The 16,295-nt window shown below is 30.6% G+C and carries 11 protein-coding genes and 1 pseudogene; 2 read left to right on the top strand and 10 right to left on the bottom strand.

Annotated elements, in window-relative coordinates:
* The 3 genes and pseudogenes from B8780_RS03565 to B8780_RS03555 form a co-directional block, all read right to left on the bottom strand.
* On the bottom strand, positions 1 to 3,414 hold a 3,414-nt coding region (locus tag B8780_RS03565), incomplete at its 3' end, for a hypothetical protein (RefSeq protein WP_153274209.1).
* A 109-nt stretch (positions 3,415 to 3,523) separates the two neighbouring features.
* Positions 3,524 to 4,969 (bottom strand): annotated as a pseudogene (locus B8780_RS03560) (peptide-N4-asparagine amidase); the annotation flags it as partial.
* Positions 4,970 to 5,037: 68 nt separating this feature from the next.
* Positions 5,038 to 7,482 (bottom strand): DUF2079 domain-containing protein, encoded by a 2,445-nt coding sequence (locus B8780_RS03555; protein WP_084272674.1) that lies wholly within the window; start codon positions 7,480 to 7,482, stop codon positions 5,038 to 5,040.
* A gap of 106 nt (positions 7,483 to 7,588) precedes the next feature.
* On the opposite strand from B8780_RS03555, the gene B8780_RS03550 reads away from it, so the two are divergent.
* Positions 7,589 to 8,683, top strand: a complete 1,095-nt coding sequence (locus tag B8780_RS03550) for a glycosyltransferase (protein ID WP_084272673.1) — start codon at positions 7,589 to 7,591, stop codon at positions 8,681 to 8,683.
* Here B8780_RS03550 and B8780_RS03545 read toward each other — a convergent pair.
* From B8780_RS03545 to B8780_RS03525, 5 genes are all read right to left on the bottom strand, one after another.
* Positions 8,668 to 9,474 (bottom strand): FkbM family methyltransferase, encoded by an 807-nt coding sequence (locus B8780_RS03545; RefSeq protein ID WP_084272672.1) that lies wholly within the window; start codon positions 9,472 to 9,474, stop codon positions 8,668 to 8,670. The two genes, B8780_RS03550 and B8780_RS03545, sit on opposite strands and share 16 nt — an antisense overlap.
* A 34-nt stretch (positions 9,475 to 9,508) precedes the next feature.
* Complete coding sequence (locus B8780_RS03540; protein ID WP_084272671.1) at positions 9,509 to 11,011, bottom strand: oligosaccharide flippase family protein; 1,503 nt, start codon at positions 11,009 to 11,011, stop codon at positions 9,509 to 9,511.
* A gap of 475 nt (positions 11,012 to 11,486) precedes the next feature.
* Positions 11,487 to 11,900, bottom strand: coding sequence for a glycosyltransferase (locus B8780_RS03535; RefSeq protein WP_236719364.1), 414 nt, complete (start codon positions 11,898 to 11,900; stop codon positions 11,487 to 11,489).
* A 40-nt stretch (positions 11,901 to 11,940) separates the two neighbouring features.
* Entirely contained in the window at positions 11,941 to 12,309 is a 369-nt protein-coding gene (locus B8780_RS03530) for a hypothetical protein (protein ID WP_084272669.1), read from the bottom strand.
* 174 nt (positions 12,310 to 12,483) lie between these two features.
* Positions 12,484 to 12,933, bottom strand: coding sequence for a hypothetical protein (locus B8780_RS03525; protein WP_153274208.1), 450 nt, complete (start codon positions 12,931 to 12,933; stop codon positions 12,484 to 12,486).
* A gap of 207 nt (positions 12,934 to 13,140) precedes the next feature.
* Here B8780_RS03525 and B8780_RS03520 point away from each other — a divergent pair, with 207 nt between their 5' ends.
* Positions 13,141 to 14,238, top strand: coding sequence for a glycosyltransferase (locus B8780_RS03520; RefSeq protein WP_084272667.1), 1,098 nt, complete (start codon positions 13,141 to 13,143; stop codon positions 14,236 to 14,238).
* A 288-nt stretch (positions 14,239 to 14,526) separates the two neighbouring features.
* Here B8780_RS03520 and B8780_RS03515 read toward each other — a convergent pair whose 3' ends face one another.
* Together B8780_RS03515 and B8780_RS03510 are read right to left on the bottom strand one after the other, a co-directional pair.
* Positions 14,527 to 14,862 carry a hypothetical protein gene (locus B8780_RS03515; RefSeq protein WP_084272666.1) on the bottom strand — a complete coding sequence of 112 codons (336 nt, stop codon included), beginning with the start codon at positions 14,860 to 14,862 and terminating at the stop codon, positions 14,527 to 14,529.
* 352 nt (positions 14,863 to 15,214) lie between these two features.
* The gene (locus B8780_RS03510; RefSeq protein WP_084272665.1) at positions 15,215 to 16,270 is read right to left on the bottom strand and encodes a hypothetical protein; all 1,056 of its coding nucleotides are present in this window, start codon (positions 16,268 to 16,270) and stop codon (positions 15,215 to 15,217) included.
* Between the last annotated feature and the right edge of the window lie 25 nt (positions 16,271 to 16,295).

The raw sequence follows: 16,295 nt of genomic DNA, 5'->3' as shown, positions 1-16,295 counted from the left end.
TAATGATGATAGCTTTGCTGATACCATGCCTAGTGATGTGTTTATGTACATTACATTGCCTGAGACCTTTGATATTGTTGCATTTAATGATGATAAGTTTGATATCATCTCACCGAAGTCTGTTGATATTAATACTGTAGTTCCGTTTAATTCCTTTATTGTTGCGTTTAACTCACTTAATGGTACCTTCAATGCCTGGCCAACAGCAGTCTTTATTATTGCTGTTACCTGTGATGGTGATATTATTACGAATGCTCCGCTGCCTGATACCAATTCTATATGGGCGCTTGTCTTTGATGTGTATGTGTTATATGCAGTGTAGTTTAGCTGGTATTCTTCTGCCGTTACTGCCTTGCTCATTGCTGTGTATGGCTGCGTGTACATTAATGATATGTTATACATTGTTCCAGGCTGAGCATTGGGCATTGCAAATGAGCCCATTAATATATAACTCTCATTGTATGCTGTTACCGTTGTGTATGGTGTTCCATTTAATAGTACTGTTACCTGTACAGGTCCTGCGCTTGTGACACCGGCTGTTTCATCCGTGACCGGTGGGTGTGATGATACATTCCACTCGAAGTATACCACCTCTGTTGGGAATGCCACATTTGATGAATCTCCTAGTGCAGTCATTAACGTTACATTTGTTTGTATTTCAAATGTTGCGCTTGCCACTATTGCTTTATTTGATAGATCCTTTAAATATATTGTCTGTTTACCAACAGCGTAAGGAGCATAGAATGTTGATGTATGGGTATGACCAGATGTTTCAAATGGTGATACTAATGGCTGGCCGTTCCATATTATTTCATATGGTATGTCACTAACCAGATTACTTGCAGTAACTTCTACTGGAGACCCCTCATAATATAATGATGATGATGTTGTAATTGTTGCATTTGTTTCATAATCATTTATGAAGTAATGCGATAACATTGATGTTTTGTTTGTAACCTCAAGGAATACTGCATATGTTCCGTTGGATTGTGCAGCCATTGATGTAAAGTTATAAACAAATGCCCCCATATCCAGTATATAACTATATGATGAATAGTAGGTTGTTATGTTTTCATGTTTAGTTTTAGAGTATGTTGATATAGACAAATTATAATATGCCTTGCTTCCGTTTAATAAATTGTATGCAATTGCATAATCATCGCTTACAATAAATGTTCCGGATGATGCTCCCTTTGCAGCAGGTGATGATACAAGAACTGTTGATGATGCAAGAACAGGCTTCATCATTGCATATGTTACATTAATATTTTCAAGGCCTGTTACATCAGGAACTATAAAGTATTTTGTTATTGTTGTTGTTACTGCGTTATCATAGGATGTTGCGTTTATAACTGTTTCCTTCGATTTGTTAAATTGAAGCAATGCGTTATCAAGGTAAACATTGTAATTGTATGAAACACCTGGATAAAGCATTGTTGCATTTGTAGGTATAACATTGGATAATTTTAATGTTATATTTCCTCCAACCTCCATATAGTATGATAATGGCAATGATTCACCTATGCCTGATACTGCAGATACCAGGCTGTAAGGATTTGTTGATGTTAAAGTTATGCTTGGTGCACCTATTTCAAAGTATGAGTACGAAAAATTAACCGTAGAATATTCTGGTGCATAAACAAGAACATTCTGAACACCAGATATATAATCATCAGTATATCTAGTAATGATACCGAAATATAAATCCACATAAGCTCCTGTTGTAGTTGATGTTGTGTAATTTAAGTATACTGTGAACATCAATGTTCCATTTGCAGCTGGCATTGCAGATGTGTCATTTATATATTTACCAACTGTAACCACAGATATGTTAGCGTAAGCCACAGAAAAAGATGTTATTCCATAAATTTTTGTTGGATTGAGTCCGTATGCGGCAACGTTTACTATAGATCCTGATGGTATGTACTGCGTTTCATAGGCTTTGTCCGGAGATGTAATGTTCGAAAGTGTGCCAACAGAATCATATACAGTATAGTAGCTGCTTATTGTTAGTGATTGTAATGGTGATAATCCCAATGTTTTATCCTCAGAAGGTGCAGTCCTTATATATTTCTGAACTGCGGTTATTGTATATAGTTCTGCTTGCATTGCAGGCAATTTTCCGATTATATATGCATAACCCAATGAATTTGTATTTTTTGTTGCTATAACATAGTCATTAACCATTATTGAAACTGGCTCATTTGGCTCAAAATTGAATACAACAGCGGAGAATGAGGCGCCTGGATAGTAATATCCATCTACCGATGTTGCATTGAAGTAGAATCCAAGCTCATTTAATGTATCTGGTGTTGAAACAAAAACAACATTATCCTGTGTGAAATTTGTATATATATATATTACAGTTGTTGGCAGGCTTGATATATTCTTTATTGATATATTAAAAGCTCCGTACTCTGTGAAGTTCATTAACGTTGTTATTGTCATTGTGAATGTTCCGTCTGATGCAACTGTTATTGCAGTGTTTGATGCATCTACCTTGTAGGTTACACCATCAAAACCTCTATATAATGTTACATTAAATACCTTTGATGTGTTTGCGCCAAGTGTTTCACCTGCTATGAATCCATAACCATTTACAGTTAATGTTGATCCCTTTAAACCATTAAATGATGATGGCGATACAACAACATGCGGCATTATTTCTAACGTTGCATTTGCTGTTAATCCATTTGAGAATGCATCCTGCTGTGCTATTAAATTGTATGGTTTAAGGTACTCTTTTCCTGATGACTCATAATAAACTGTTCCACTTAGATTTGGAACTTTTTTTGTTATTGAGAATGTTCCGTTATTTGCAACAATTGCAGTTGCCAATGGCGTGTTGTTTCCAGGATATGTAAAGAATATTGACACTATATCGCCGGCAGTGTAATTTACACCGGTGAATGTTGCGTTCTCGCCAGGATATAATGTTGCATTGTTCATTCCGTTTATATAGAACTGTGGGTGCTGTGTTGTTAATGTTATTGTTTCATATGCCGGAACTGATGCCTTCTGGGCTGCTAATATATAGTATGTTCCAGGCTTTGTTATGTATTTATCAACGTTTGCAAAATTGAAAACAACTTTATTGTTCAATGCTGTTATGCCTGCTGGTAAAACATATGTTCCAACAAGTATCGATGATACATTTGATGTTGAGTTTGAAAAGTAGAAGTATATCTCAACACCAGGCTCAAAAACGTGTGAAGATGTTACAAAGACCGTTGTGTTTTGTGCCTCCTTGTTCAGTGTAAATATATCAGGATCCAATGTAAGACCGCCTACGCTTGTTGCCGCGGCCTTGTTGTGTGTTGTAGCCTGCTGCACAGGCATTGAGCCTAGAACAGCGAAGGCTGATAGGACCATGATAGCCACCATGGCTATGCTTATTATTTTTTTATTGTCCATGGAGAAGTTATAATTTTATTATATATAAAGAATTTGAACAAATTGTACATGTATTTAAATAATTGTCATTCATTGTCATATAGATAAAAATAATTTATCAATAAAAAATTTATAATTTCTTATATATATTTAATACCATAATTCCGCTTCTGTTTACCGTCGAGTTGTTTACAGCGTATTCTATATGCTCATAGCTATTATCTTTAATTCCGGAGTAAACATGTATATCTATTCTTAACGTGTTATCATGATTGTAATACATTTTTGTTATAACGCCGTTGTTTATTAGGCCTGCAAATTCATCGTGGCCGTATACTGAATCATCGTTTATCATGTTGCTGGATGATATAACATAGCCATGGTAAAGCATGTTTGTTATTGATATATCTCTTGTTTGGGTTAACGTGTCCTTTATTGCTATGCCTGTCAGCTGGCAATTATCATTTAAAAGTATGCTGCAACCATAGTTTAAATTAACCGAGTATTCAGAGGTTTTCATTTTAACATCCTTGTATCCGTGGTTTATTGTTGTATAATCGCATGTAATAATCTCATGCATTGATGTTAACTCTGAAACATTTATTATGTATCCGTTTGAGTATTTATTCAATATATTTTTATTTGGATCGTATTCTATATTTGATGCAACGAATTTATCTGTTAGATTTCTATATATAATCTCATTGTTATTTAACGATGATACATCGTATTTTATTAATACATACTGTGAATCATTTAAATATTCTGCTGAGCAGGGTATGCTCTCATTTACCGTTTTTGGGTTCTGTGTATAATTGTAAACCTCACTGAATTTTACATTGTAGCTTGATTTTACATTGCTACCGGTGTATAATAAAAAGTTTAGGCCTATTCTTATCCACTGATCCTCATTGTTTACTATTGTTAAATTAACATTCTTTGTTCCGTTTAATATGCTTATAAACGGCGTTATATTTACCATGTAAGGTTTGTCCATCAATGCACCTATTGCATGTATCGGCTGCCAGTTGAACAGGTTTATTCCGCCGGTCTGTATGTTTGGATATGGAAATATCCTTGCTATTATTGTATTATTTACAGATATTATAAATTCCCTGAATGGCGGCTGGTTTGAATACCAGAACTCGTCGTTTCCGTTCTGTAAAATGTAAAGATTTAAGAATGCTGCTGTTACATTATCAGGGAACGTAACGTTCCTTTTCAGGCTTGTATTATATGGTATTAATATATTCTTTACAGGATCCTTTGGTGTGTAGCTGCCCGTATTATTGAAAACGCCTATTATTTTATTTGGCTCCCTTGGAATTGTTCCTGGATAAACGATGAACCAGACACTCTGGTATGCAGAGTATGATTTCTCCCATTCTGCGGTGTAAGCTGTTACATTTACCGTTTTACCGGCGAATAAATATGCGTACTCCGTAATGTTTATTGAAACTGTTGTGTTCTCCAGTTCATTTGTGTTTCCTGATGCTACTTGTATTCCGTTAATTGTAATTGCATAGCTGTAATCCCATGGATTTGACTTGTATGTATTTTTGTAATAGAGTATAACCTTGCTGAACGATCAATGATTGCTATCATGGTAGCATGCTTCATGATAATTTATATCATAAATGTATTTTAAGTTTTTGAATAATAAATATACAAATATATTAAAAGGAGTATTGATATTGATATCCCAAATGCTGCGAATATGTAAACATTGTAAAGCATCCTTATTATGTTTAAATAGCCATAGGCAAATATTATCCCAAAGATCAGCATGAGCTCAGGAACAAGAACTCCAGATATCCTTTTTAATCTTCTATGATCTTTTTTATATCCTGGTATTATAAATACAATGATTCCGCCGATGATAAACGGTATTAAAGGTATCAACGTATTGTCAAGAAATATATTATTATACGAATCTGCATGATCAGAGGTTACTGTTATTATAATCTCAGGATTGTTTAATTCTAATAATGAGGTTTCATTTAATCTTAGTCCAACAAGTATTAAATATGTTCCATTGTAATAATATGACTTGAATTTATATAATCTGTTAACGCTTAGATTCGAAGCATGCAGTAATAGCGATGATGCTGAATATTCCACATTTTTATGCTCTGTGAAGCTTGTTATTGTAAATGATGATGTTAAATTGTAATTGTATAGCTCTGTTCCAGTATCATCGATCTTTATAAGTTTCGATGATCCATGTGAAACCGGTATGTAAATACCGCCAGGGTAGCCTGAAGAGTAAATCCAGAAATAGTATGTTCCAGGATTTAAAGTAATATTATAGTAAAATTTCTCCGATGATGATGCATAGTTTGTATAATTTGAGTAATCTATTATCGATGATCTTGATTCATTTCTTGATATTGCGCTGTTTACAGTGTAATATCCATATGTCATTTGATAATCCGTGTATATATATGTTATTTTCATCGTTTTATTAATGTTGAATGGTATTATTATTCCTGTATTGACCGGAAAATACTTTGTTTCGTTTGATGATTTGCCTTCATTATATATATTATTATATCCATCGGATTTTAAATACAATTTAACCGTGTAGTTGCCGTTGAAAACAAGAACATTGAATGACTGATCTATATTATCGATATTATAATGCCTTGTGTAATTTAAATCGTTAAAAAGCGGTTTATTATCATAACCCTTTTTGAACAGAACGTACCTTCCGGCGGCATCGTATACACCATATCCGGAAGGCGGCGATCCAGATGTTGCATTTAAAATAAAGTATTCCTTATTATTTCCATAAAACCATGTGTCCCAGGATTTTAATTCAACAACAGGCATGTTATTTGCAGACGTGAAAACAGAGGAGCTCTCATTTAAAGGCGATATGGCCTTTAAAAGCTGCTGGTCCTTGATATTTATATGAACCGGCATGTTCTGAGAGTAGCCAATGCCGTCCTGGTATGCCCAGGATATTAGCATGACTATAAATATTAATATTATAAGCTTTTTTGCCCTTGACGGGTTTATCTTTATTATTCTTTTGTTATCAATCTTTTTAACATAGCTTGATATCTTGTAAAGTCCCTCGACGGCGCCGATGGCCGCGAATGGCCATAGGTATGCCTCATAGTATATTCCATATGACCAGTAGGCATTGAACGATGATATTAAATCGAAGCCGATCCATGGAAATTGAAGTATCAAAACAGGATCAAACAATGATAAAAATAGATATGGTGCATTTACAAGCATTGCATAGTTTATCTTCGATGATGTGTCTGTTTTAATATTTGTTATAATATTTTTCAATGATAGTATATTTGTTCCATATGAGTTTTGCAATGCGCTGTGTGTTCCATGTGATGCAAATGCTATAAATTTTATATCAAGGTACATCATAACAATGGACGATATCAAAGAAAATAAAGCATAGAAGCGCCAGCTATTGTATATCCTGACGTTTAATTCAGTATGAAATATTTTATTTATATAATTTAATATATTTTTTGTTATTCCAGATCTTATCAATATAAGAATAAAGAACGCAATGCCTATAAATGGATTGAATTCTATTGTTGAAAGCATTAATAAAAACGATATTATAAATCCGATCTTTTTATCCTCATCAAGGAAGTAGTATGCAAAGACTGCGAAGCCAGAGAATATGGTAACGGCCTCAAATGGGACCGGCGTTATTGCCGGATATATTAAATATGATAATGCAAGCAGCATTGAATAGTTATTATTACCAAGCCTTTTCCTTGCAAGTAAAAATAATGGTATTGTCGGTGAGAATATTATTATATTCTGTATGGAATATAAACCTATAAAATTCGGATATATTGAATAAAATGGAAGCAGTAAAAACAATATAAATGATGCATGAACCGAAAAAAATGAACCACCAGGTACAGTATTAACAAAAAATTTATTTGAAAATATTGCACTGCTTAATGATTGAAGATATGTATCAGTATCGATAATGTAAAAATTATGAAGCTTAAAAACGCTCATTGAGTAATACCAAGTCTGGAATAGAACCCAAAGGTATGTAATAAACACTATGATTCTTAGCCTGGTGATCTTAAATTTCATGGCATGATAATAAAATTTGTTTTAAAATATTTTTCTTTTTTAATTATCATAAAATCAGGATGAATTTAATCGAAAAAATTATATTTGTAATAAAACTAACTTTTCAATGAAAACGGTATTTATCATTGATCCCATACCAGGTATTAATTCTGTCCAGTACAATCTGATAAAATCCGTTATTGGAAGATTCAATGAGCCTGTTTTAATATCAAACTACATAAACCATGACGTTTGTGAAGATTTAAAATGTGAGCGATATTCCATATACAATGGCATAATAAATAATATATTCAAAACTGAGGCAATGCACTGGGTTAAAAGCTATTTCATGGAGGCTTTATTTTCATACAATTCAAAAAGGGTTTTAAAAATTCTGGAAGGTTTTGATAAATATATAATTATAAATTTAAGCTCAACAGTACCTGTAAAATCTGATATAATGATAGTTCAGGGTATGCCCTTCTATGAAACGTTATTAAAACTGCGCAAAGATAACATAATTTTAAAAATGGTTCCAGAGATCTTTTATATTATAATAAAAAAATTCGATAAAAAGGTTATCTTAAGGGCAATTTACAGTACAAAGCACCTATCTGCAAATTCAAAATATTTAATCGATGAGTATAAAAAAATAAACATAAATATAAATTGTGAGATAAACACAATAAAAAATTTTGATAATTTTTATTACAAGAATGAAAGGAGAAAAGGCTATGTTTTAACATACATAGGAAAGGAAACCGAGCTTGATACATTAATTGAAATTGCCAAGGCCGGCGTTAAAATAAAGGCCTTTGGAAGCAAATCACCGCCGGGCATGAAGAAAAATCATATAAAAAGGTACATTGAATTCCTTGGAAAGGTTTCAAATGATGAATTAAATGATCTTTACAATAATGCAATATTTACCGTGTTTCCATTCACAGAGGAGCCGTTTGGCTGGGTGCCTATAGAATCCATGAAGTGCGGGACACCGGTTCTTACATACAACAAACAGGGGCCTTCTCAAACAGTATTAAATAATATAACGGGCTGGCTGGTTGATTCAAAGGAGGAGATTATAAAAAAGGCCATTGAGCTGTACAGAAATGGATTTAAAATAAATCCCGAGGCCTGTGTTAAGCGTGCCATGGAATTTAACCCTGAATCCATGTATGGAAAAATAATGAATATAATAGGCGAGGATTATTTAAATGCATAGATTGATCCTGTGATTCTATTATTTATCCTGTATGGCCTTGAGATCATTTTATAATGAAAGCCAAACTGTTTTAATCTCTTTATTATATAATCGTAGCCGAAATCATATTCTATAAATATTTCATCAAATTTTGATAAATCACTGTATATAACCTTCCGCTCACAGCCCTCACAGTCCATTTTTAATACCAGGTTATTTTTATTGCATGATATCTCGTTAAGTGTAATGGCTTTAATTTCAATATCGCCATCTGGCATTAACTCCTCGTATGGGCTGTCACTATCCCTTATTTTAATTGTTCCTTTTTTGTCCGTAACCGCGGCATTGCAAAAGCTTATGTTTTTTATATTGTTTAATTCTATATTTTTTAATGCCCTTTTATAGGATGATGGAAATGGCTCATATGCAAAGACATGCCTTGCCCCCATTAATGAAAAATATATTGCAGAATCACCTATGTAACCGCCGATATCTATGACATTTTTACCATTAACGTTTAATTTTGAGTACTGCCTTATTATAAAGTTTTCAACAAGTCTGGCGCCCTCGTTTCTAAGGTCATTATAGTAAAAATATACATAATTACCATTGAATTTAAACCTTAATTTATCATCTATAATTTCTATGCCGAATATATTTATTAGATCCTTTGAAAAGAGCATATTAATTGCGTCATCGTATTTCATGTTAAATAATATTGAGAACCTTGATTTTATAATTGCCTTCAGCATGTACTTTATAAGAACCTTGTTTTCTCGCATTTCCTTTAATGCTAAGGAAAGGCCCGTCATTTATCGTTAAATATAACAATGTATTAAAATTATTCTATGACAGGATTTTCAATATAAATCTAAAAACTTTAATATTGCCTATTAAAGACGAGATTAAAATGCTATCTTCCCTGCTTATAATCTTAAAGATCTTTATCTCCATTGAATATATAAGAGCCCCAAGAATTATTAAAATAAGCAGATTTATAAAACCGTATGATAACATTGTACCAAGATAGAATAATATTATCGACATAAATATGGAAGATGCAAATATTTTAAAAATAATTTTTAAATCGTATTTAACAAAGTTCCTTTCAAAATAATATAATATAATAAAATTTGTACCATTCATGGATGAGTATGATATTGCAGCACCTGTTATTCCATAAACAGGTATTAATAAAAATGATAATATTATGTTTGCAAGCATAGCCAGTCCAGATGATATTATAAAAATCCTTGTCCTCTTTGTCGATGAAAGTGCATTTGAAAAAACATAGCTGCCTGAAAATAAGCTTGTTGATATTAATATTATAATCAATGGAACTGCAGCCTTTAAGTACATAGGACCGGCAAATAGAAATAATATGTATCTTGATAAGGCCGATATTCCGAATGCCGCAGGCACATATAATATATATGAAAAGTTAAGGAGCAATCTCAATGAGGTTTTAAAACCGGATTCATCATTGGCCGAGAATATATAAGAAAGCCTTGGTAGTATTATATTAAAAACAGGGATTAATAAAAATAGGACTGCAGATGTTATTACAATGGCAAAATTGTATATTCCAAGATATGAAAGATTAACAAAATATGAGACTATAATTCTATCTATATAGTTTGCACTTGTGCCCAATATACCTGAAATAAATACTGGTATTGAATATTTTAATATATTTAAGTATCTTTCATCTTCATTATTACCATCTGCAAGTCTAAAATAAAAGATTATTACCATGGATATGTATATAATTGCATAAAATGTATAGGACAGTGAAAATCCGAATATAAAGTATTCAAAATCCTTTGTGATTAAAAACAATGATAGCGGAATAAAATATCCTGAAATGTTTGTAATTATATTTGTTATGCTAAAGGTTCTATAGTAGTTTAGCCCGAGCAACATTGATGAGAATATATTCATTAAAACATCGCCTGATATGCCTATGCCGATAATTTTTATATAAAAACTGTATTTAATGGAGTGAAAAAATATTGTTGATATATAATATGATGAAAAGTATGTAAATAAAAATGCGGTTGCTGATAATAGTATTCCAATTAGAGATGTATTTTTTATTATTTTTTTTATTGTATTTATGTTATTTCTTGCAAGGTGATATGAGATAAAATGCTGCATGCCGGTTCCCAAACCCAGTGCAAAAACCGTGTAAAAAATGTTTAATATTGCAAGCAGGAGCGAGATTACGCCAACAAGGTATGTCGGCAGGATATGCGCCACAATAAAATAGAATATGAACGATGATAAATAAAGGGATAGTACCGCACCGTACTGAAATATTAAACCGGATATAAAAGACTGCGATTTCAATTAATATTGGATTTAAATCATATAGAAAAAATTATCTAAACTGTTTATAATATTAAATTATTGCATTTTTTATAAATTCGATATTATTTGATTTATTAATATAAACAGATTTTATGATGACAAAATCTAATTATTGATAAATATAATGTCTATTGCCTTAATAATCACATATAATTTGGATTAATATTTGTATATTAATATTGAGTTTTAATAATCATGAACTGATTATTTCATTGCCAATGTATAAATTTAAAGATATACAATAACTAAATAACTTTAATCCCTTTGATTATCCCGGTAATTATTATAATATTTCATTGTTATTCTTTAATAGATATTTTAAGTATTTTTATAATACTGAAAAGTAAGTTATAAAATGGATATGAAAAATTAAGAATTATTATAATGTAATATTTAATCTTCAATATCAAATTTATTGCCCATTTGATTGTTAATTTGATCTTATTTATATGCATTAATTTTCAATCTCTATCAGTTTCTTGAATTCCAAAGCAACATCACGCCATGTTAATATTGCATCTTTTTGCCTCTTGGATGTCTCCAATCTTAAGGCCGGGTTTGACATAAGGGTAGATAGAGCTTCAAATATTGAATCCTTATCATTGATATTGCAGACAAAGGAACCATATTTTTTGTAATATATTCCACAGGCAGCTTCCGTGATAACTATTGGAAGGCCATAATGTATTGCTTCAGCCCTGGCAATTTCAAAACTCCCCCATCTTGATAAAAGACAAAATATTGATGATTGTTTGCATTCCTTAATCAATTCTTCATCGCTAATATTTGTTATTAATTTAACAGAATTACAGAGGTTCAAATCAATTATCTGCTTCTTTAAAGCTTTCATATAAGATTGATCATCCACCAGCCCTGCGATCCTTAACTGCCAATCAGGGAATTTATCCTTAAGAGATGATCTTCTTATAAAATTTCAATAGGGCCATAATTAAAACGGCCTCAATTTTAGAACGCTGTACTATTATTGTATCTGGGTGGTGCTTTCTCATAATTTTTATCATGAATAAGAAACTGTTTATTCTATTGATAATATTCATGATAGGACTGGAGTTTTCATGTATGTTTGTTTCAATGATGTCTATTTCATCCCTTCTTTTACTGGAGGCAAATTTACCAACGACAAGAATAACTTTATATCCAAGTCGCTTTAATTCAATTGGAATTGAACCTGGGTCCTTTTTCCAGTGTACATCAAGAAAAGTTGCATCTGGCCACCAGAAGATGATCGTTTTTGCAGTCATTTTGTTGTCTAGCATATTTTGTATAATGTTAGGTGATATATTAAATCTAATTATTTTTAAGTTATTTATCAATAGAATAGAGATCCAACAATATAAATCATCATTTGTTTTTATTATTAAATTTCTGGATTTTTATATAACCTTATTCTTCGTTTTTAATAATATGTTTTCATAACCTATTTCATAATATTATGTTTCTGTTGATATTTTATTCCAACTTTGACCCACAAAACATGCAAAAATTTGCCATGCTTGGATTGGCAAACATACAAATTTGGCATAGTTTTTTCCATTATTATGATTATTTATTTCATAAACAGTACCGTTATCCCCACTAAATGATGGATCAATATTAAAATCGTCAAAATTCATTTTTAGCAGTTCTTGGATATACTCCAATTGCCTAGAAATTGCATACCCCTTTTTTGTGATGGATATATAAAAGGTTCTTCTAATAACCTTTTCCTCTCTGATATTTATTAGATTATATTCTTTCAAGTGATCTAGATATTTATCTAATGAATATGAATTTGGAACTAGGTTTAAAAGAGATGTTTTAACAACTTCCTTATTTACACGATATAATCTTAGTATTATCATCTGTTCCCTTTCATTAAGTATCCCATATTCTGCCTTCAATATTTTCGATATTGTTTTTTTCCTAATATAATTTTTCCACACTTTATAAATAAATTTAATATTAAATAAAATATAAAATATTATAATATCAAAATATTTTGGTGCTATGAATAATTATTATGATTTAATTAATAATATAAATTTATGTATTATAATTACGAATATAAGCATAGAAAGATTAATTATATCTCCATTGATATCAATTAAATGAGGTTTTTGGTGATATGTTTTGGGCCTTTGGACAATATTAATGGCGGATCATCATATTATGCCAGGGACTACATAGAAGCCCTGTCTGAATTTTATAATGTTGATTTTATACAGGTAATACCAAAAGGTCTTAATACAAATATTGGTAATAACAATATATTCTTAAAACAAAAAGGCCCCTTTGCCCTTATAGAGGCAAATATTAAACTTATGCTTTATTATTTAAAATACATCAGAAAAATCCAATATAATTATATATTTATACACACATCCTTCTTTTTTGTCTATGCGTTTTTTCTTAGAATTCTAGGTATAAGAATAGTATACGATACAAATACTATTGACTTTGAGCAGGCCAGGATGCTTCACGGAATTAAAAAACTATACTATTCCATATTTGGTTTTATCACCGATATTATTTCATATATATCGGCCAGGATAATTACATTTGTTTCAATAAGAGACCGTGATATATTCTTTAAATATTTTAGAAAAAAAGCATGTTTTATAGTTCCCGTTCATATAAATGAAGAATATATTAAACCAAGGCAATACATGGATAAATCTATGTTAAGGAAGGAAATGAATATTCCAGATAGATTCACATGCCTCTTTGTGGGTTCCTATAAAAATATACAGAATAAGCTGGCAATTGACTTTCTTGTGGATAAAGTTGTTGATAAAGTAAAAGATGTTAATTTCATATTTTTGGGTTCAGACATTCCATGTAAAATTAATAATATAATATGCCCAGGGTATGTCCATGAAATAGATGATTACTTTTATGCATCTGATCTATTGGTTAATCCAGTTTTAGCTGGTTCAGGAATAAAAACAAAAAATCTGGATGCCCTCTTTCATGGTATACCTGTACTAACAACTTATGTAGGTGCACAGGGCATAGAGGATCTTATTGAAAAAGGTATATATATCTGTGACCTGGATAAATTCACAGAGAAAATATGTGATATAAAAAATAATATTGATTACTACATGCAAAATATAAATAATAATATTTTAAATAATTATGGAATATATAATTTCAGAATTAGCGTTAAAAAGATGCTAGATTATATGAATTCAATAAAATATTAAAGAAATAAAACTGGTAATATAAATTACGCAAGGAATTTTTAAATATTACATTATAAAATAGCTATTTTTCAGCATGCTTCATTGCCAGATCAATATTGTTTAACTTATCATCATAGCAATATTTTTTATAAAATTTTGATATATAATATATAATTAATAATCCCGTGCGATATAAATATTTATTGCGACTTTTAAATAAAGAATAAAAGTCATCAAATGATTTAAAGCAAATACCTCCTTTGGAAATCAAGTGCCGTATAAAATTGCCTGTAATAAAATTTTAAACCTTTAGCATATCTTCTCTCTTAGACCAACTATTTTTTGATTTTTGTTGTCAAAATTTTTAAGATTCAAATTAAATCCTAATAATGCAAAATGTGCTATTCTCTCAAGATCTTCTGCACCGTTTAGATTTCTCCATGGAATATCTTTATTGTATATTTTTATTGATAAGAAACTACTAAAAATTTCATTGTATCTTGGCTTTTTAATAATTTCATTTACATATTCAGTAAAATCATCTCCGTATATTGTATCAAAGTCCATGGTCATTAAATAGTCATCGTCTCTTGCAATAACCATTTCCATTGCTTTTTGCCTTCCAAGACCTATCTTGCATTTCATTCTTTTTATTTCCAATCCATATTTTCTTTATTTTTTTCTAATATTTCGTATATTCCATCATTTGAATAATTATCCACTATGAATATTTTATCATAATTTATATTCTGGGGGAATTTAATGAATCCTGAAAGGTGCCGACATTATTAAATATTGTAACATAGATATAAAATATAAAGGATAATTATTGTAAGTATAAAATTTCAACAAATTTTGAATTATACTTGTTTCTAAATACAATCTTAGTTCACAATTTTAGATAATAAAGTGAATAAAGTGGATAAATACGAAATTTATACTACGATATTATACTTGGATTTAAGACGACAGCATGAAATCTGGATAAAATTCAATCTTATATATTAAAATGCGTGGTGGCATAATATTTATCTAAGATCTTGAGATTAAAGTATGCACTATTTGAAATAGATCTCAGCTCTCTTATAACACCTGGGAGCATATTTTTATCGTTTATACCAAGACCTAACAGATTAAACCGCTCATTTTTATATGACCCTAGACTAGATCCTATCATATCCCCAATCCTAAATTTAGATTTTTCTACCCTTGCACGATCCATAAAGAGCCTAAAAGAAAGATCGATATCTTCAGCATCATTTATGAAGGTTTCGTCAAAAATGGAATCACCGTATTTTTTAAAAAACGATATACCAAATATTTGAAATGACATGCCAACCGTCAATGTAATTTTGCCCTTTGTCAGGAAATTAAATACCTGTTTGTTTGGAATAACCATATAAATACATTTTAATTTTTTTTCAAGTTCAATTTTCTTACTTGTAAATTTATACAGTTTTGATCCATTTACAAGGAGTCTTTTTAACAATATTATATAATTATACATTATCCTTTTTTCCACTATTCTTCTTTTTGTACTATGGTAGTTACTCTTATTTATATAAACAGTAATAACATTGTCAGGATCCATTTTTTCAAGATCCTCCAAAAGTATATTTATGGAATCTATTTTATACATATCATCATTTGATAATATAATCCATTTAGGATTATATTCAAGGGCCTTTTTTACGCCTACGTTACAGTTATGTGCATAGTTAAAATAGAAATTGTTATATCCACTTTCCACAAAAATGATGTGGAGACCTTTAAATATGTTATCCTTGCAGTTATTGGCTAATTTACTATCAGCATCAATTGTGGGAATGATAACTATAACATCCTTTCTTCCTTCAATCTCCCTTATTGCACAGTTTCCCTTTGGTCTCTCTTTCATCCATTTTATTAGTTGTTCCCTATCTTGAAAACTATCATAAAATTTTATGATATTATTTATGTTATTACTTGTAAAATAATTATTTCTATAGTCAACCAGACTGAAAAATAGGTTATTCTCATATGATAATGGACAATAATTGTAATTTTTGGCCATATGCTAATTATTTTTATCAATTATA

The organism is Picrophilus oshimae DSM 9789 (assembly GCF_900176435.1).
GTDB classification, from domain to species: domain Archaea; phylum Thermoplasmatota; class Thermoplasmata; order Thermoplasmatales; family Thermoplasmataceae; genus Picrophilus; species Picrophilus oshimae.
This window is presented reverse-complemented; position numbering and strand designations above follow the sequence as displayed.